Below are 19,006 nucleotides of genomic sequence, written 5' to 3'. Positions count from 1 at the left end.
CCCCCCCCCCCCCCCCCCCCCCCCCCCCCCCCCCCCCCCCCCCCCCCCCCCCCCCCCCCCCCCCCCCGCTCCCACAGGTTTTGCAGTGGACGGTCAGGCCGAGTCGAGCAGTTCGTGATGGGGTTTCCCGTTACCGCAACAGATCACGCGATTGCGCCCGGTGGTCTTGGCTTCGTATAGCGCATGATCGGCGTCATTGAGCCAAAACGTCGCGTCGGCGTGGGCCGGGTTGAATGACGCCAATCCAATGCTCAGGCTGACTTTCAGCGCCGGGTTCTGCTCGTACCCCAAGGTGGCGAAGCGATCGCGCAGGGTATCCATGACGGCGGCGGCGCGGTTCAGGGGCAAGTCGGGAAGGATCACGCAGAACTCGTCACCGCCGTAGCGCCCTGCCACATCGGTCGCTCGCAGGTTCTGCTTGAGCATTTTGCTCAACTGACGCAAAACGATGTCGCCGGCAACATGGCCGTAGGTGTCGTTGATGACCTTGAAATGGTCGATGTCGATCAGCGCGATCGCGCCGCCCTTTTGCTGGCGTTTGCAACGCTGGAACTCGACCTCCAGCTGGTCCTTCCAGGCACCATGGTTCAGCAGGCCTGTCAGGCTGTCAGTGCGGCTCAGGGCCAGCAGTTCTCGCTTCTGACGGCCGAGGGTATGGGCCTGGCGGAAGCAGATCCAGCCCAGCGCCAACGGATACAGGCACAACAAGGGCAAACAGGCATAAAGCTGCATCGGGCTGGTGGCGGGAATGAATGCCGGGGCGAAAATCTGCAAGCCAACACCGAGGCCCAGCACTTGCGCGGCAGTCCCGGCCAGCAGGAAGCGCAAGCCGCCGATGGCGACGTTGTTCATGGCCATCATGGAAATGGTGGTCGCGCTGGGTAGTGGATTGAAATGCATGGCGGCAATCCAGAAGCCGCCGAGAAAAGCATCGATCAGCAGATTGCGGTGTTCGGCGTGATAAGGCGTTCTGGCCCGGCGCGCCAATTGGTACGCCAGGTGCGGCCAGACCAGGCCATTGAACCACATGAATCCCCAGACCCAGGGCGCCGGGTCGAGTGGATACATCGCCGCGCTCACGCACACCAATCCCAGGGCCACCCCCAGAATTCGCGATGTATAGAGCCTCCTGGCCAATGAGAATCCCTTTCCTCCCGTTTTTTTCATAAGGCCTCTGTGCCACTCGACGGAATGCGATAACAGCCTGTGCCTATGCGCTGGAGTCTAACAGGGCGAGATCAAATAGCCATCACCGGCCGGCGGGCTGAATACCCGCACATCACGCTCGCATAAAAGCAAAAGCCTCGTCTCCAGAAACGGCTATACATGAAAGAAGGAGTTGATCAATGACCATAAGAGGAGGCCCATGCAGACCTTTCAAGTATTGATCATCGGCAGCGGGTTTGGCGGCCAATGCGCCGCAATCAATTTGCTCAAGGCCGGCATCGACGATTTTCGCCTGCTGGAGCGACGGGATTTCTTCGGCGGCACCTGGTGCCAGAACACCTACCCCGGCGCGGCGGTCGATGTGCCCTCACCGCTGTACTCCTTGTCTTTCGCCCCGTATCGCTGGACGCAAATGTTCGCCGAACAGGCCGAACTGCACCGCTACACGCGCCATGTGGTGGAACACTTCGGCCTGCGGGACAAGGTGGAACTGGACGCGAATGTCGAGCGCGTCGAATGGGACGACGCCAACAAGCGCTGGACGCTGTACACCGCCAGCAAAGGCACGTTTTGCGCGCAGTTCCTGATCAACGCCACCGGGCCGCTGAGCCAACCGGTGGTTCCGCACTTCGACGGACAGGAACGCTTTCAGGGCAAGACGTTTCACACCAACAACTGGGATCACAACTACGACTACCGGCAAAAACGCGTGGCCATCGTCGGCAGCGGCGCCAGTGCGGCCCAGGTCATTCCAGCCATTGCGCCGGACGTCGGGCACTTGCATGTGTTCCAGCGTACCCCCCACTGGGTGTTGCCCCGGGCTGACCGCAGCTTTGGCCGCTTGCAGCGCTGGCTGCTGGGGCTCAAGCCAGCCTACAAGCTGCTGCGCTGGGGGATCTACTGGCAATTCGAAACCCGGGTGATTGCCTTCAAGTATTCGAAGCCGGCCGTGCGCATGGTCCAGCGCCAGGCCCTGCGTTTTCTCAAACGCCAGGTGCCGGATGCCGAACTGCGGCGCAAACTGACACCGGACTACACCATCGGCTGCAAACGGGTGATTCTGTCCAGCACGTTGTACCCGGCACTGGCGCGGCGCAACGTGACGCTGCACAGCCGCGAGCAAGGCATCGCGTCCATCGACGAAACCGGCATCGTGACCCTCGATGGCCAACACATCGGCGTGGACCTGATCGTCTGGTCCACCGGCTACGACGCCACCGACGGCGTGATTTCCTACCCGGTTACGGGAAAAAACGGCACCCGTCTCAAGGATGTCTGGGCACAGTATCCACGAGCCTACCTGGGCACCGCCCTGCCGGACTTTCCCAACCTGTTCATCGTCACCGGACCGAACACCGGCATCGGCCACACCTCGGCGCTGTTCATCATCGAATCCCAGATGAACTACATCCTCGATTGCATTCGCACCTTGAAAGCTCAAGGTTTGAGCAGCATCGAAGTTCGCCATGAGGCGGAACGTACCTACACTGAAATGATTCACCGGGAAATGGAACGTACCGTGTGGAAGTCCGGTGGTTGCCACAGTTGGTATCAAAGCAAGAGCGGTCATGTGATTGCCATGTTTCCGGGGTTCAGCTTCAGCTTTCATCGCCTGACCCGAGCGCTGAAACCCGCCGATCACATTTTGTCCTGAGCTGATAGAAGGGAGACGCGTGATGCTTTTGTTGTTCGTCGTTCTCGCAGTTTTCGTCGCCTGGAGCTGGCTGACCTACCCGGCCATCGGCTACTGGCTCTATGACTTGAACATGGCGGTCGAGGCCAAGCTGTACCGGCTGCACAAAATTGTCGTGCCCATCCCCGAGATGACCGTCTCGACCTGGCAAGGCGGGCCGTATGAAGCCACCAGCAATGTGCTGATGCTCCATGGCTTCAGCGCCGACAAGAACCTCTGGCTGCGTTTCGCCCGGCACTTTGTCGGTAGCCATCGGGTGATCATCCCGGACATCGCCGGCCATGGCGAAACCGGCTTCAAGGCGGGCGGCGGCTACGACATCCCGCTGCAGGCCAAGCGCATGATCCAGCTGCTGGATGTGTGCGGAGTCGAGAAAGTCCATGTCATCGGCAACTCCATGGGCGGCTATATGGCCGCGTGGCTCGCGGCCACTTACCCGGAGCGCATTGTGTCCGTGGCCCTGATCGACCCGTCCGGGGTCACCTCGCCCGAGCCCAGTGATCTTGAGCGGCATTTGGCCAAGGGCCACAACCCGTTCCTGATTCACTCGCGGGAAGAATTCCAGCGCTTCTACGCCATGACCATGGCTTCACCGCCCTGGGTACCGAAGCTCGTGCTCGATGCCGTCGCCCAGCGCTATGAACAGTCCTGCGAGGAACTGGAAGAAATTTTCCGGGATTTCCGCGCCAGCCCGCCGATGGAACCGCACCTGCCCGACATCACCGCCCCGGCGCTGTTGCTGTGGGGGCGCAAGGACCGGCTGATCGATGTCAGCAGCGTGGCGGTCTGGAGCAAGGGCATCGCCGACCTGCGCGTGCATATCTGGGACGCCGTCGGGCACATGCCCATGGTGGAAGCGCCCTCCGGTTCGGCGCGCCTGTATCGGGAGTTTTTGGCATCGCTGCGCTCGGAGAGCCCGCAGGATCAAAGGCTGCATTAGGCATACAGTCCTTTGCAGAATGAAGTTCGTCAGAAACTTCGTTTGTCGGCGTCGCTGAAGGCTGCGATCTTTCGTCCATCCTTTACGTCACCGCGCCAGGAATCCTGTTCATGAACCACCCGAACTTCATCAGCCCTGACCTGATCCGCCAACGCTTCTCCAAAGCGATGTCCGACATGTATCGCGAGGAAGTGCCGTTGTACGGCGCGTTGATGGAACTGGTGGAGCAGACTAACCGCCACGTGCTGGACAGCAATCCGCAAATCTTGCAGCAGCTCAAGAGCACCGGCGAAATCGAGCGACTGGACCTGGAGCGTCATGGTGCGATCCGCGTCGGAACGGCCGATGAACTGGCGACCCTCGCCCGCCTGTTTGCGGTGATGGGCATGCAACCGGTGGGTTACTACGACCTGACACCGGCCGGCGTGCCGGTACATTCCACGGCGTTTCGCGCGGTGCATGAAGCGTCGTTGCAGGTCAGCCCGTTCCGGGTATTCACCTCGCTGTTGCGCCTGGAATTGATCGAAGACCTGGCGCTGCGAGCGTTCGCCCAGTCGATACTCGACCAGCGCTCGATCTTCACCCCCGCGGCCCTCACGCTCATCGAGCGTGCCGAATCCCTGGGTGGCCTGACCGAGCAGGAAGCCGGGGAATTCGTCGAACAGGCACTGGAGACGTTCCGCTGGCACCACAGCGCCACCGTCACTGCCGAGCAATATCAAAAGCTCAGCGACCAGCATCGTCTGATCGCCGACGTGGTGGCATTCAAGGGCCCGCACATCAACCACCTGACACCGCGGACCCTGGACATCGACATCGTGCAGGCGCAAATGCCGGCTCACGACATTACCCCAAAAGCGGTGATCGAAGGCCCGCCCCGCCGCCAGTGCCCGATCCTGCTGCGCCAGACCAGTTTCAAGGCCCTGGACGAGCCGATTGCCTTCACCGATCAAAACGAGGCTCGCGGTAGCCACAGTGCCCGTTTCGGCGAAATCGAACAGCGCGGTGCCGCCCTCACGCCCAAAGGCCGCGCCCTTTACGACCGTTTGCTCAATGCCGCACGGGACGAACTCAAGGACTTCCCCAACGAAGCCAACGCCGCGCGCTATAACGCCCTGATGGCGCGGCATTTCAGCGAGTTTCCTGACACCTGGGAAGGCATGCGCCAACAGGGCCTGGCTTACTTTCGTTACTTCGTGACGGAAAAAGGCCTGGCGGCGGGTGACCTGAAAAACGCGCCCCTGGAAGACCTGCTCAGCAGCGGCTACCTGCGGGTTGAACCACTGGTGTACGAAGATTTCCTGCCGGTCAGCGCGGCGGGAATCTTTCAGTCAAACCTGGGGGACGCGGCGCAAACCCGTTACGGCGCGCATGCCAACCAGCAAGCGTTCGAACAGGCCCTGGGGCGCTCGACGATCGATGAGCTGGAGCTGTATGCCGAGAGCCAACGGCGTTCGATCGAACAGTGTTTCGCCGCGTTGGGCCAGTAGGCCTCGACACGACAGGTTTCGGCGGGTGAACCGAAGGGTTGCCTCGGTTACGACGCAGTGTCTTGGTGTGCAAGAAATCGCCCGGTCGAATCCGTGACAACGCTTCTTTTCACGCTGAAGTGCCTGCTTGTCAGGCCCTTCAACCCGGTACGCAAGAACCTGCGCAAGGCTGTGCAGGTTCTTGCGTAATTTTTCGCGTTTTTTTACTGAAAAACCTGAAAACCCCCAAGATAAAATCATAACCATATGATTTATATCGATTTTACAAGTCGTGGCACAGTCCTTGTTACCTGTCAGGTCCCCAGAAGGCAATGCTGCCTTACGGGCAACCTCACGTTTGAGCAAGGAGAGCCTGCATGGCTACACCCGCGTACATGTCCATCACGGGCGAGAAACAAGGTTTGATCACCGCCGGTGCATTTACCGCTGACTCCGTTGGCAACATCTACCAGGAGGGTCACGAGGATCAGGTCATGGTCCAGGGCTTCAGTCACGAAGTGATCATCCCGCGTGACCCACAGTCCGGCCAACCCACCGGTCAACGCATTCACAAACCCGTCGTGATCACCAAAGTGTTCGACAAGTCCTCGCCACTGCTACTGGCGGCCCTGTGTACGGGCGAGAAATTGCCCCAGGTCGAAATCCAGTGGTTCCGCACGTCGGCTCAAGGCACGCAAGAGCACTATTACTCAACGGTTCTGGAAGACGCGATCATCGTCAATATCAAGGACTACATGCACAACTGCCAGGACCCGGCGACCGCACATTTCACCCATCTGGAAGACGTACATTTTTCCTATCGGAAAATCACTTGGACGCACCATAACTCCAACACGACGGGCGAAGATGACTGGCGCACTCAGGTCGCCGCCGGATAAGTCTCACAGGATGCGAACATCAGCCCTTTGACCGATGTAGTTCAAGTCAATAAAAACCATGGCTGATCACCCCCTCTCAAATCAATAAAAAGAACCGGGTCATTCAGCCAAGGCGAGACAAAAAAATGGGCGACCTACAGGTCGCCCATTTTTATAACCGAAACTTTTAATACAGCAAAGAAAGTGTTCGCCCAGTGCAATGGCCTCGGCAATCCATGCACTGGTAAAGAGCCCTGACACTGGGCGAACGGAAAGTATTTTAGTAGAAGCGAACTAATATGTCCGCAGTACGAAGATGAAATTTATCGACACAATGTTTAACAAAATGTCGACTTAAATACTATGCCACCCGGAGTTCTAAACTCACCAGTTCGACCATACGGGCTGATTGTTCCTATACAACACTTGCACAAAAACAATCAGCCCATATAGAGCCATTACTCAATATCAGTGCTTGCTGGTCACCGTCAATATGTCGGTGTAAACCACATTAACGCTTTGCCCGACTTTCAAGTCCTTGAGTTTGGCCTGGACCTCAGGTCGTTTGACATCGACTTTCTTGGACTTGCCTTGCGGATTTTCGAAGGTCACCTGGTTTTTCTTCAGGTCAATGTGGGTGATTTTCAGCTGCACTTTCACCTGGCGGTAAGCTTCGCCGCCCGGGTTGGCGCTACCTGGCGCAGCACGCACTTCACCGGTGGCTTCGGCGGTGCCGGGCAGACCTTTGTCGACATCGGTGTCGAGGTAGGCTGCAACGGCGCTCGTGACCCTGATGTCGACCGTATCGCCGGCCTTGAGGTTGTCGAGGTTTTTCGCCTTTTCGGTCAGTTGCACAGGGAATTCATTACCCTGCGGGCCTTTCAGGACCACGATACGGTTTGCGGTATCTACCGAAACGACTTTGGTGGCGACCTGATCGACCACCACAACTTCGGACAACGGGAGTTCGGCGGCAACCGCGCCGAAACTGGCGGCAGACAGCAAGGTTGCGAGGGTAATGGCTTTGGTCAGTGCGTGGCGTTTCATAGGCAGAACTTTCCCTGTGATAGATGGCAACAGACGGTGTTGAAACCAGGCTCAACGCCATGTGTGCGATGAGCATAGACGCTGTTCAGCGAGTGGTCGTGGCGGGCCGCTGATTTTCTAATACCCGGTCATTTCCAGATAGCCGTTCCCTGCATGGCTGCCACTGAGGCGCACCGGGCCTTCCCAATATGGAATGCGCAAATCCATCCAGGCCTTGGGATTGAGCGCGGTGATGGCGATATCGAGGTGTTTGGCGGGGATTTTGATCGACCAGCGAATGGGCATCTCGCGTCCGGCGACTCGGGCGGTGTCTTGCGGCGTGAGGCTGATGTCGTCGGCGTGCAGCAACTGTGTCTGCCCCCGAGCGTCGATCCAGGTGCCGGTGAGATAAGGTTCGCCGTCCTTTTGTCGCATGCGATACAGCATCACCTGCTCGCCGCTGTCCAGGTGCAGGGAGAACCAGTCCCAACCGGTCTGGTTGCTCGTCAGGGGCTGGCTGCTCCATTCACGGTCGAGCCAGGCCGGGCCACTGACCTGAAAGGTTTTGCCGTCGATTTCCAGCGTGCCGCTGGCCTGGAAAAACGGCTGGCTGTAGTAGTAGGAGGCCTGGCCCTGTTCGGATTTCTGGCTGAACCCCTGGTCCCCCTGAAGCACCAGCGGACCTGTCGAGGTCAACCGCAGCCGGTAGCTGAAATGCTGGTCGCGGGCACTGAGTTGCAGGTCGGCGAACGGGTTTTCGACAGTCGCCTGGCTGCGCAACTGCCAGTCGTCGATCCATGCATTGAACGGCGCGACGCTGACACCGGCCTGACCGACGCCGCCGCGGGCGTAGCGTTCGGCCGCGTGATGCACGGTCGCCGACGTCACCGCCGCATGGCCGAGCCAGATCGTCTGATTCTGCCATCCCGCCCCTTCGGGGGTGGCTTTCAAGGCACTGCGGAACAACGTCCATTGCGCGCCGAACTCATGACCCTGATCGTCCTTCAGGTTGGCCGTGACGTACCACCATTCGATGCGAAAACCGTCATGCGGGCCGTGATCCGCCGGGAAGCTGAACACCCGACCGGGCACCACCGGGGTGAACGCATCGGCCTGATTACCCAGCCCGGCAAAACCTTTTTGCACCGGCGCCGGTTGATCGCAACCGCTCGACAGCAGCGCAAGGAGTAATACGCCGACCTTAATCTTCATGGGCAAACGTCCGCAGCAGGTCCGCCGGTTGCGTGCGGTACAAATGGTACAACGGCCAGGCCGAGGCCAGTAACGTCGCCACCAGCGCCAGCCCCATCAATTGCAGCAATTGCAGTGGAAACACCCGTAACGGCAGACGCCAGCCAAAGGCCTGAACATTGATCACCGTGTCCAGGCACCACGCCAGGGCGATGCCCAACGGCAACGCCAGTACCAACGTCAGCAGCGCCAGCAACCAGGTCTGCCCAAGGTTGAGCAACATCAAATGCCGACGCGTCACGCCCAGTGCCCACAGCGGCGCCAGTTGTCCGAGACGGCTCTGGCTTTGGGTCAACAGGCTGATGAACAGCGCCACGCCGGCGACGCACAACGTCAGGCTGTTGAGCGCGGCGGTGGCGGCGAAGGTGCGTTCGAATACTTGCGTGGACCAGCCCTTGAGCCGCGCCTGATCGACGATGCGGCTGTCGTCCAGGGTAAAGCGCGCCTGCAACGCCGTGACGAACGCCGGGATCGACGCCGGTTCGATGCGCAGGTTGAAGCGGTTCGGCGTCAGTTGCGGCCAGCCGCGTAACAGGTGGTTGATGTTGACCAGGATGTGGCCCCTGGGATTACCGTAGTCGGCATAGATCCCGACGATTCTCGGCGACCACGGGCCGGTTGGCGTCGGCAGCGTCAGGTGATCGCCCAGTTGCACTTGCAGGCGCCGGGCCAGTTGCTCGCTGAGCATCACCGCATCGTCCTTGGCCAGTCGCTCCCAAGGGTCGTCGCCCAAGGCTTCGAGCAGCGGCCAGTGCTGGCGATAGGTCGGGTGGTCGATGATCCCGGACAGGTCCGTCGGCCAGCCCTGCAACTGGATCGAAACCTGCCAGTTGGGCAGCACCGCCGCCAGTTGCAGCTGCTGGTTGAGCCAGCTGTGCAGCTCCCTGGCCTGAGCCGGGTTCTGTGGATTGAGGTATAGCTCGGCCGTCAGCCGTTGTTCGAGCCAGTTGCTGAAGGTTTGGCGGAACCCCGCGGTCATGCTGCCGGCACCGATATTTGCCGCCATGGCCAACAGCAGCGCCATCAATGCCAGGCTCAACGCCGGAAGTTGCTGGCGGCAATCGGCGACAAACCATTGGCCAAGCACCGAGCGACTGCGCTGCGAGCCGAGACTGAGCAGCGCACTGAGCACCACCGGCAACGCCAGCGCGGCACCGATCAACAGCGCAGCCATCAGCACGAAACCACTGACCAGGCTGTCGCCGAAAATCAACGCCAGCAGCCCTGTCACCCCGGCCATTGCCGCCACCCACCCCTGGCGTCGCAACCAGCGTGCATGGGCCTGATGCCAGGCCTGCGGGTCGGCCAGTGCCAGCAATGGCAAGCCCGCCGCCCGTAACAAACTGTTGGCCCCGGCCAGCAACGCGCCGATCAGACTCAAGCCAATACCGCTGAACCACCATGACAGGCTGAGGCTCAACTGCCCCGCCACTTCGGCGCCGTACAAGCCACGCAGGCTGGCGGCGACATCCGGCAACAGCACGCCGGCCAGCAGGTAACCGCTGACCACTCCGGCCACACCGCCGATCAGGGCCAATCCCGCCAATTCGATGGCGAGACAAGCCACCAGCATCCGCGCACTCACACCGCAGGCACGCAAGGTCCGGAGCAAGCCGCGCCGTTGCTCCAGCGCCAGCCCGATGGCGGCGTGCACGATAAACAGGCCGACCACGAACGACAGCACCCCCAGGGCATCGAGGTTCAGGTGAAAGCTTTCGGTCAGGCGCGCCAGGTTGTTTTCTTCGCTGGCGCGATTGAGTTGCAGCTGTCCCTTGAACGGATCCGGCAGCGTCGCGGTGAAATCCTTCGGTAACAGCAGTCGCGACAATTGATCCGGCAGGCCCAGAATCTGCTGGGCAAAACCGATGTCCACCAGCAGCACACCGGGAGCCATATCAGCCTGCACATGCAGCGGTGGCAGTGCCACGCCAGTCAGGTTCAATGGCCGGTCACCTTCGCGCAATCCCAGTGCCTGCAAGGTCTGCGACGAAATCCAGGTACTTCCCGGCGGGCTGAAAAAACTGACGACCTGGTCGATCGCCAACGACTGCCCGGCCACCGCCGCACCCGCCGGCAGCGACACCGGCTCGATGCCCATCAACTGCAAGCGCTGCTCTTCATGCCCCTTGAGCGTGATCCGTCCTTGCAGCACCGGTGACACCGGCCACCCTGCGCGACGCAGATCGATAAACCATTGCTGTGGGAACGTGCCGCCACCGGGCGCACTGAGGCTGGCCTGGGGTTCGCCGCCGATCAACTGACTGGCCCGGGCATAGCTATCGCGCGCCTGACTGTTGAGCGCCTGGACGCCGGTCAACAGACTGGTAGCCAGCCACAGCCCGGTCAGCACACTGAAAAACTGCACCGGATGCTGCCGCCAATGGCTGAGCAGCGCGCGCAGGGTTTCGCCAAAGATGCGCATGTCAGCGCTCGTCCGCACCAGACAGACGACCACCGCACAGCAGCGCTTTTTCCGCCAGCCGTGCCGCCACGCCGGGACTGTGGGTGACCATCAACAGGCTGGTGGGGCTGTCGTCGAGCAATTCCAGCATCAAGTGCAACACCTCGGCACTGGTGGTTTCATCGAGGCTGCCGGTGGGCTCGTCGGCCAGCAGCAATTGTGGGCGCGACGCCAACGCCCGCCCCAGCGCGACCCGTTGCTGCTGGCCGCCCGACAGTTGCTCCGGATAGCGCCGCAGCAGCTCGCCCAAGCCCAGGCGCCGCACCAGATGCGCCTGCCAGCGTGGGTCGTGGCGCCCGGCCAGACGCGCCTGAATCGCCAGATTGTCTTCGACCCGCAGGCTGCCAATCAGGTTGAATTGCTGGAACACCAGGCCGATTTCCGTACGACGCCAGTTCGCCAGTTGCCCTTCATTCATCCGCTCCAGGCAATGCTCGCCACTGCGGATGCTGCCGCGATCGACCTTGTCCAGCCCGGCGATCAGGTGCAGCAAAGTGCTTTTGCCACTGCCCGACTCGCCCATCAGCGCCAGGCTGCTGCCGGGCTTGAGCGTCAGGTCGACGCCTTGCAGCACCGGCAGCGGCCCTTGCGGTGTGGCGTAGCTTTTGAAAACGCCGTGGACTTCAAGCATGGGTCAACCTGCTGGATATGCGTGGCCCAAGAATAGCGGCCCTGAATGTTTTTTGTCCGTTGCTGATGATCGCCCTGCCCGAGCCCCGTCCTACCCTCGAAGCTGGTCTAACCATAACGATAAAAAACGGAGACGCCATGCCTCGTTTCACCTTGAGCCCTCGTGGCCTGCTCGCTTGCCTGATCACTGCCTGCCTTGCGCAATCGGTGGTCGCCGCCGATGGACCGGTCGCGGCCAGCCCGCAGACCACGGCCAGTAACGCTGCCGTGCTGCAACAACTGCCCTTCACCGACCGCACCGACTACGAGTCGGTCAAGAAAGGTTTGATCGCGCCGTTCAAGGGCCAGGTCAAGGACGCCTCGGGCAAGGTCATCTGGGACATCCAGGCCTATGACTTCCTCGCCAAAGACCAGGCCCCCGAGTCGGTCAACCCGAGCCTCTGGCGCCTGGCTCAGCTCAGCGCCCATGCCGGGTTGTTCGAAGTCAGCCCACGGCTGTATCAGGTGCGCGGCCTTGACCTCGCCAACATGACCATCATCGAAGGCGACGACGGGCTGATCATCATCGACCCGCTGACCATGGCCGAAACCGCCAAGGCTGCACTGGAACTGTACTACCAGAACCGTCCGCACAAACCGGTGGTGGCGGTGATCTACAGCCACACCCACGTCGACCACTTCGGTGGCGTGCGCGGGGTCATCGACGAAGCCGACGTCAAGGCCGGCAAGGTCAAGGTATTCGCCCCCGCCGGCTTCATGGAACACGTGATGAGCGAGAACGTCTACGCCGGCAACGCCATGAGCCGCCGCGCGCAGTTCCAGTTCGGCAGCCTGCTGCCCCGTGGCGAAAAAGGCCAGGTTGATGCCGGCCTGGGCAAGAGCACACCGAGCGGCGGCACCGTCACCCTGATCCCGCCCACCGATCTGATCGACAAAGAATTGGAAACCCGCACCATCGCCGGCCTCGATGTGGAATTCCAGTTGACCCCGGGCACCGAGGCGCCGGCGGAAATGAACCTGTACCTGCCGCAATTACGCGCCTTGTGCATGGCGGAAAACGCCACGCAAATGATGCACAACATCCTCACCCCGCGCGGCGCGCAAGTGCGTGACGCCAAGGCCTGGGCCGAGTACCTGGACAGCAGCCTGGCGCGGTACGGCGACAAGAGCGACGTGTTGTTCGCCCAGCACAACTGGCCGACCTGGGGCGGCGAACGCATCCGCACGTTCCTCGCCGACCAGCGCGACATGTACGCCTTCCTCAATGACCGCACCTTGCACCTGCTGAACCAGGGCCTGACGCCAGTTGAAATCGCTGACTCGATCAAGAAACTCCCCGGCGACCTGGACCAGAAGTGGTACACCCGCGGCTACTACGGTTCACTGAGTTTCAACACCCGCGCGGTGTATCAACGCTACATGGGGTTCTATGACGGTAACCCGGCCAACCTCAATCCGTTGCCGCCAGTGGAAACGGCGAAGCACACGGTCGAGGCCATGGGTGGCGAAGCGGCGGTACTAGGAAAAATGCAGGCGGCAATGGCCAAGGGTGAGTACCGCTGGGCCGCGCAACTGGGCAATCAGTTGCTGTTTGCCAACCCGGATAACGGCGACGCCCGCAAAGCCCAGGCCGAGGCGCTGGAGCAACTGGGTTATCAAAGCGAAAACGCCACCTGGCGCAACATGTACCTCACCGGTGCCATGGAACTGCGCACCGGCGTGCCGCCCCACGCCGGTACCTCGGTGTCGGTGGACATGGTGCGGGCGATGAGCCCGGAGATGTTTTTCGACTTCCTGGCGGTGCGTCTGGACAGTGAAAAAGCCGTGGGCCATGACCTGACCCTGAACTGGACCTTCGAGGATCAGAACAAGGACTTCAACCTGACCCTGCGCAATGGCGTGCTGACCCACCGTGCCGGCCTCAACGCCAAGGCGGATGCCGGCGTGAGCATGAGCAAGGCAACGCTGGAGCAGATCAGCCTCAAGCAACTGGATATCCCGACGGCGATCCAGAAAGGCCTGATCAAGTTGCAAGGCAATGGCAAGAAGCTCGGGGAGTTGATGAGTAGCCTCGACACGTTTGCGCCGCAGTTCAATATCGTCACCCCGTGAAACCAGGCTCGCACACAGATCCCCTGTAGGAGCGAGCTTGCTCGCGATGGAGGTCAACGATAATGCGGGGAGCCTGACACCCCGCGGTGCTCTCAGGTTTTTCGCGAGCAAGCTCGCTCCTACAGAGCCCGCCGCCATCGGGCATCCATGCCGGGTTGCCCACTACGCAGAACCGGAACGAAGCCTCACGAGGGGGCAAGAGAATCAAAAGCAAAAGCAAAAGCGAGGCGGCCTACCTGTCGGCCTGATCGCGATCATCGTCGTGTTTCTTCGCAGAAATTGGCGTATGTCCGTTAATAGCTGCTGTACGCGGTCGGTGTAGGAGCTGGCGAAGCCTGCGATCTTTTGATCTTCAGCGATCGTTCTGACATCGGTGGTTCAAGGCCGCACACAGCATTGACCAGTGTTCCTTAAAGGGGCGCCCGCGCTACCGCTGCTCCCATATGTAACACCTGCCCCCGATACCTTGGCGTCACCGTGCCTCGGGTTGCACCGCTACAAAACCTCTACGCCAAGGCCTGACAACTAATTCACCCCTCGGACTGGAAATAGGCACGTTGATTGCTATTGTTAATATCGTATACGAAATCCCCAATACGATATCCAACAGCATTTCACATCAACGAGGCCTCTATGAAAAACCCCGCATTTGCCGTAGCCCTCAGCGCTGTTCTCAGTACCTCCTTCATCGCCACTGCCCAGGCCGACAAACTCGACGACATCATCGGTTCGGGCAAGTTGCGCTGCGCCGTGACCCTGGACTTCCCGCCCATGGGCTTTCGCGATGCCAGCAATTCGCCGGCCGGCTTCGATGTGGACTATTGCCGCGACCTGGCGAAGATCCTCGGGGTCGAGGCCGAAGTGGTGGAAACGCCGTTCCCGGATCGCATTCCGGCACTGGTCTCCGGGCGGGCTGACGTGATCGTCGCGTCCACCTCCGACACCCTCGAACGCGCCAAGACCGTTGGCCTCACCGTGCCCTACTTTGCCTTCCAGATGGTAGTGCTGACCCGCGACGACACCGGCATCAATGGCTTCGACGACCTCAAGGGCAAAGCAGTGGGCAACACCAGCGGCACCTATGAAGCCATCGCCCTGGAGAAAGACGTGAAGAACTGGGGCTCGGGCAGCTTCCGAGCCTACCAGTCGCAGAGCGATACCCTGCTAGCTATCGCCCAAGGCCACATCGATGCCACCGTGGTCACCAACACCGTGGCCGCCGCCACCCTCAAGTCGGGCAAATACAAAAACCTGAAAGTCGCCGGTAACGCCCCGTATGTCATCGACTACGTGTCCCTGGGTGCCAAGCGCAGCGAGTACGGCCTGCTCAACTACCTCAACCTGTTCGTCAACCAACAGGTGCGCACCGGTCGCTACAAGGAGCTGTTCGTTAAATGGGTCGGCACCGAGATCACGCCGACCAACCTGACCGTGCCTCAGGTCTACTACTGAGATGTCCGGCATGCCTAGGCCAATTTCTCTGACCGGACGCAGCCTGGTGGCGGGTGCCGCGCAAGGCGCCCTGCTGTTCGCCGATGTCGGCTTGAGTTTCTGGGGCGGAGTCGATCCCTACACGGGTGAAGTCATCGACCGCCATCACCCGCTCAGCGGCCAACACCTGGCCGGCCGCGTGCTGGCGCTTCCCAGTGGTCGCGGCTCGTGCACCGGTAGCAGTGTGTTGATGGAACTGATCAGCAACGGCCATGCACCGGCGGCATTGGTGCTGGCCGAAGCCGACGAGATCCTGACCTTGGGCGTGCTGGTGGCGCAGACCATTTTTGCCCGCTCCCTGCCGGTGCTATGCATCGGTCGGGAGGCCTTCGCCGCCCTGCGCGGCCAGGCCTTCGCCCGGGTCGAAAATGCAACGCTGAGCCTGTTCGATCACCTGCCGGGCGACGCCTGGCAGGCGCTCGACAGCCCATTACCAGACACTGACAGCACCGCCTCGATCAGGCTCACCGAGCACGATCGGGCGCTGCTCGATGGCCGGCATGGCAAGGCCGCGCAAATGGCCATGCAGATCGTCCTGCGTATGGCCGAACTGCAGGGTGCCGACCACTTGGTGGATGTCACTCAAGCACACATCGACGGCTGCATTTACACCGGACCGGCGAGCCTGCGCTTTGCCGAGCAACTGGTGCAATGGGGAGCAAAAGTGCGAGTGCCCACCACCCTCAATTCAATTTCCGTCGACCAGCGCCGTTGGCGCGAACTGGGTATCGACCCGGCATTGGGTGAACCGGCCAGTGCCTTGGGCGATGCCTATATGGCGATGGGCGCACATCTCAGTTTCACCTGCGCGCCGTACCTGCTCGACACGGCACCGAAAGCTGGCGAGCAAATCGTCTGGGCAGAATCCAACGCAGTGGTCTACGCCAACAGCGTGCTCGGTGCACGCACCCTGAAATACCCGGATTACCTGGACATCTGCATCGCCCTCACCGGTCGCGCCCCGCTGATCGGCTGCCACCTGGACGCGCAACGCAAGGCCCGGTTGCAGATCGAGTTGCCTGCCCTCGGTGAGCTGGACGATGCCTTCTACCCGCTGCTGGGTTACCACATTGGTGCCCTGGCCGGCAGTCGCGTGCCGCTGGTGCTGGGACTGGAAAAACGCAAGCCGAGCCTGGACGACCTCAAAGCCTTTGGCGCGGCCTTCGCCACCACCTCTGCGGCGCCACTGTTCCACATCGCCGGGGTCACCCCGGAGGCCATTGACCCGGCACAGGTGCTGGATGCGGACACTTCCATTGCCGTGGAAAAAATCCGTCTGAAGGACCTGCTGTCGAGTTGGCGCGAACTCAACAGTGCTCGCGATAACCGGGTGGATGTAGTGTCGCTGGGTAACCCGCACTTTTCCCTCAGCGAGTTCGCTCACCTGGCGCGACTGTGCCGGGGACGACAAAGACACCCGGATGTGGTGCTTGCCATCACCTGCGGCCGTGCCGTGTTGGAGCAGGCCCGCGAGGCCGGGCACATCGCCGTGATCGAAGCGTTTGGCGCGACCCTGGTCACCGACACCTGCTGGTGCATGCTCGGCGAACCCGTAATCCCCCTGGCGGCTAAAACCCTGATGACCAACTCGGGCAAATACGCCCACTACGCACCGGGCCTGGTCGGCCGCAAGGTGCACTTCGCCAGCCTTGCCGAATGCGTCGACGCGGCCTGCACCGCAACGGCCAGCGGACGTTTGCCGGCCTGGTTACAACCTGCTGCCCTACTGGAGAGCCCTGCGCATGTTTGACTACAGCTTCCAATGGCGCTCCGCCCTGCGCGCCCTGCCGGACATGCTTGCCGGAGCCATCGTCACCTTCGAAACCGCCGCGCTGTCGATGATCTTCGGCGTGCTGATCGCCCTGGCCCTGACGGTGATGCGCGAGGCCAAACACCCATTACTGCGCGGGTTCGGCAACGGTTGGGTATCGATTGCCCGCAACACCCCGTCGCTGTTCCAGATCTACATCCTCTACTTCGGCCTCGGCTCGCTGAACCTGCACGTCAGTTCCTGGTTCGCCCTGCTGGCCGGGATCACCTTCAACAATGCCGGGTATCTGGCGGAGAACTTTCGCGGCGGCCTCAAGGCCGTGCCTGACACGCAGGTGCGTGCGGCGCGTTCCCTCGGCATGAGTGCCTTCCAGGCCTACCGCATGATCATCGTCCCGCAACTGCTGCGGATCGTGTTCTACCCGCTGACCAATCAGATGGTCTGGGCGGTGTTGATGACGTCGCTGGGGGTAATCGTCGGGCTAAACAATGACCTGACCGGTGTGACCCAGGAATACAACGTCAAAACCTTCCGCACCTTCGAGTATTTCGCTATCGCAGCGGCGCTGTATTACTTGATTGCCAAGGCGATCGTCGCGGCAGCCCGGCTGATGGCCTGGCGGTTGTTCCGTTACTGAGGAGCTGTCCATGTTTTCCACCGATTTTTCCTCGAATGACCTGATGTTCCTGCTCAACGGTGCATGGGTCACGATGCAACTGACGTTCTGGTCGATCATTCTCGGCTCCTTGGCCGGGTTGTTCTTCGGCCTGCTGCGGGCCTTGTTGCCACGGGCCAGTCTGCCGTTGGCCTGGGTGCTGGACGTGTTTCGCAGCGTGCCGTTGCTGATCCAGTTCGTGCTGTTCAACTCACTCAAAAGCATCATCGGTTTGAACATCAGCGCCTTTAGCGTCGGCTGCATTGTGTTGGGGGTTTACGCTGCGGCGTACTTCACCGAGATCGTGCGTGCCGGCGTGCTGGCGGTGCCGTTCACCGTGCGCCGGGCCAGCCGTTCGTTGGGGCTGAGCTTCTTGCAGGACTTGCGCTGGATCGTCCTGCCGATGGCCACCCGAGTAGCGTTCCCCGGCTGGCTGAACCTGGTGCTCGGTGTAATGAAAGACACCGCGCTGGTGATGTGGATCGGCATCGTCGAACTGCTGCGCGCCTCGCAAACCATCGTCACCCGCATCCAGGAACCGTTGCTGGTGCTGTGCATCGCGGGCCTTATCTACTACGTCATGAGCCTGGTGGTCGCACGCCTGGGCGCTCGTCTGGAAAGAAGGTGGCAAGAAAATGATTGAGATCGACAACGTACATAAATCCTTCGGCAACCTCGAAGTGGTCAAGGGCGTCAACCTGAAGGTGAACAAGGGCGAGGTGGTGTCGATCATCGGCGGCTCCGGCTCCGGCAAATCGACCTTGCTGATGTGCATCAACGGCCTGGAACCGATCCAGAAAGGCAACATCCGCGTTGACGGCGTCGAGGTCCATCACAGCGCCACCGACCTCAATCGCCTGCGGCAGAAAATCGGCATTGTGTTCCAGCAATGGAATGCCTTCCCGCACCTGACGGTGCTGGAAAACGTCATGCTCGCGCCGCGCAAAGTGCTGGGCAAAAGCAAGGCTGAAGCAGAAGAGCTAGCGGTGAAGCAACTGACCCACGTCGGTCTGGGCGACAAGCTCAAGACCTTCCCTGGCAAGCTGTCCGGTGGACAGCAACAACGCATGGCCATCGCCCGCGCCCTGGCCATGTCACCGGACTACATGCTGTTTGACGAAGCCACCTCGGCCCTCGACCCGCAGTTGGTCGGTGAAGTGCTGGACACCATGCGCATGCTCGCCGAAGACGGCATGACTATGGTGTTGGTGACCCACGAAATCCGCTTTGCCCGGGACGTGTCCGACCGTGTGGCGTTCTTCCGCAATGGCCTGGTGCATGAGATTGGTTCGCCGGATCAGGTGATTGGCAATCCGGTGCATGCGGAGACTGCAGCGTTTCTGAAATCAGTGAAATAACCCAAGGCCAAAGCAATCCTGTAGGAGCTGGCTTGCCAGCGATGGACGTCAACGATGACGCGTGCATGCTGGATAAACGCGTCGTCCTTGCAATCTTCGCTGGC

15 protein-coding genes are annotated in these 19,006 nt (G+C 61.1%); 10 read left to right on the top strand and 5 right to left on the bottom strand.

Annotation, left to right across the window (positions count from 1 at the left end; genetic code table 11):
* Positions 1 to 93: 93 nt before the first annotated feature.
* Entirely contained in the window at positions 94 to 1,167 is a 1,074-nt protein-coding gene (locus AC07XF_RS10705; RefSeq protein ID WP_495026451.1) for a diguanylate cyclase, read from the bottom strand.
* A 199-nt stretch (positions 1,168 to 1,366) separates the two neighbouring features.
* Here AC07XF_RS10705 and AC07XF_RS10700 point away from each other — a divergent pair, with 199 nt between their 5' ends.
* The 4 genes from AC07XF_RS10700 to AC07XF_RS10685 all read left to right on the top strand — a co-directional run bounded on the left by AC07XF_RS10700 (position 1,367) and on the right by AC07XF_RS10685 (position 6,168).
* The gene (locus tag AC07XF_RS10700; RefSeq protein WP_495026450.1) at positions 1,367 to 2,821 is read left to right on the top strand and encodes a flavin-containing monooxygenase; all 1,455 of its coding nucleotides are present in this window, start codon (positions 1,367 to 1,369) and stop codon (positions 2,819 to 2,821) included.
* A 22-nt stretch (positions 2,822 to 2,843) separates the two neighbouring features.
* Entirely contained in the window at positions 2,844 to 3,800 is a 957-nt protein-coding gene (locus AC07XF_RS10695) for an alpha/beta fold hydrolase (protein WP_495026449.1), read from the top strand.
* A 110-nt stretch (positions 3,801 to 3,910) separates the two neighbouring features.
* On the top strand, positions 3,911 to 5,290 hold the full coding sequence (gene hglS / locus AC07XF_RS10690; RefSeq protein ID WP_495026448.1) for a 2-oxoadipate dioxygenase/decarboxylase HglS: 1,380 nt from the start codon (positions 3,911 to 3,913) through the stop codon (positions 5,288 to 5,290).
* Positions 5,291 to 5,646: 356 nt separating this feature from the next.
* A complete protein-coding gene (locus tag AC07XF_RS10685; protein ID WP_495026447.1) occupies positions 5,647 to 6,168 on the top strand; it encodes an Hcp family type VI secretion system effector in 522 nt (173 codons plus the stop codon).
* 447 nt (positions 6,169 to 6,615) lie between these two features.
* Here AC07XF_RS10685 and AC07XF_RS10680 read toward each other — a convergent pair whose 3' ends face one another.
* The 4 genes from AC07XF_RS10680 to AC07XF_RS10665 form a co-directional block, all read right to left on the bottom strand.
* Positions 6,616 to 7,194 (bottom strand): hypothetical protein, encoded by a 579-nt coding sequence (locus tag AC07XF_RS10680; protein ID WP_495026446.1) that lies wholly within the window; start codon positions 7,192 to 7,194, stop codon positions 6,616 to 6,618.
* A gap of 117 nt (positions 7,195 to 7,311) precedes the next feature.
* Positions 7,312 to 8,385 (bottom strand): lipocalin-like domain-containing protein, encoded by a 1,074-nt coding sequence (locus AC07XF_RS10675; protein WP_495026445.1) that lies wholly within the window; start codon positions 8,383 to 8,385, stop codon positions 7,312 to 7,314.
* Positions 8,375 to 10,846 (bottom strand): ABC transporter permease, encoded by a 2,472-nt coding sequence (locus AC07XF_RS10670; protein WP_495026444.1) that lies wholly within the window; start codon positions 10,844 to 10,846, stop codon positions 8,375 to 8,377. The genes AC07XF_RS10675 and AC07XF_RS10670 overlap by 11 nt, the downstream gene beginning before the upstream one ends.
* A gap of 1 nt (position 10,847) precedes the next feature.
* Entirely contained in the window at positions 10,848 to 11,516 is a 669-nt protein-coding gene (locus AC07XF_RS10665; RefSeq protein ID WP_495026443.1) for an ABC transporter ATP-binding protein, read from the bottom strand.
* A 137-nt stretch (positions 11,517 to 11,653) separates the two neighbouring features.
* On the opposite strand from AC07XF_RS10665, the gene AC07XF_RS10660 reads away from it, so the two are divergent.
* From AC07XF_RS10660 to AC07XF_RS10635, 6 genes are all read left to right on the top strand, one after another.
* Positions 11,654 to 13,627 carry an alkyl/aryl-sulfatase gene (locus AC07XF_RS10660; RefSeq protein WP_495026442.1) on the top strand — a complete coding sequence of 658 codons (1,974 nt, stop codon included), beginning with the start codon at positions 11,654 to 11,656 and terminating at the stop codon, positions 13,625 to 13,627.
* A 633-nt stretch (positions 13,628 to 14,260) separates the two neighbouring features.
* Positions 14,261 to 15,079, top strand: coding sequence for an ABC transporter substrate-binding protein (locus AC07XF_RS10655; protein ID WP_495026441.1), 819 nt, complete (start codon positions 14,261 to 14,263; stop codon positions 15,077 to 15,079).
* Between the two features lie 10 nt (positions 15,080 to 15,089).
* Positions 15,090 to 16,868, top strand: a complete 1,779-nt coding sequence (lhpI, locus tag AC07XF_RS10650; protein WP_495026440.1) for a cis-3-hydroxy-L-proline dehydratase — start codon at positions 15,090 to 15,092, stop codon at positions 16,866 to 16,868.
* Positions 16,861 to 17,526: an amino acid ABC transporter permease gene (locus AC07XF_RS10645; RefSeq protein WP_495026439.1), complete on the top strand. Its 666-nt coding sequence runs from the start codon at positions 16,861 to 16,863 to the stop codon at positions 17,524 to 17,526. Before lhpI ends, AC07XF_RS10645 begins: the two co-directional genes overlap by 8 nt.
* 10 nt (positions 17,527 to 17,536) lie before the next feature.
* The gene (locus tag AC07XF_RS10640; RefSeq protein WP_414873032.1) at positions 17,537 to 18,187 is read left to right on the top strand and encodes an amino acid ABC transporter permease; all 651 of its coding nucleotides are present in this window, start codon (positions 17,537 to 17,539) and stop codon (positions 18,185 to 18,187) included.
* Positions 18,180 to 18,902: an amino acid ABC transporter ATP-binding protein gene (locus AC07XF_RS10635; RefSeq protein WP_495026438.1), complete on the top strand. Its 723-nt coding sequence runs from the start codon at positions 18,180 to 18,182 to the stop codon at positions 18,900 to 18,902. Before AC07XF_RS10640 ends, AC07XF_RS10635 begins: the two co-directional genes overlap by 8 nt.
* The last annotated feature ends 104 nt before the right edge of the window (positions 18,903 to 19,006 follow it).

The sequence above is a fragment of the Pseudomonas sp. GW821-FHT01C01 genome (assembly GCF_059422645.1).
The sequence above is the reverse complement of the archived record's forward strand: the minus strand, read 5'-3'. Positions and strand labels throughout refer to the sequence as shown.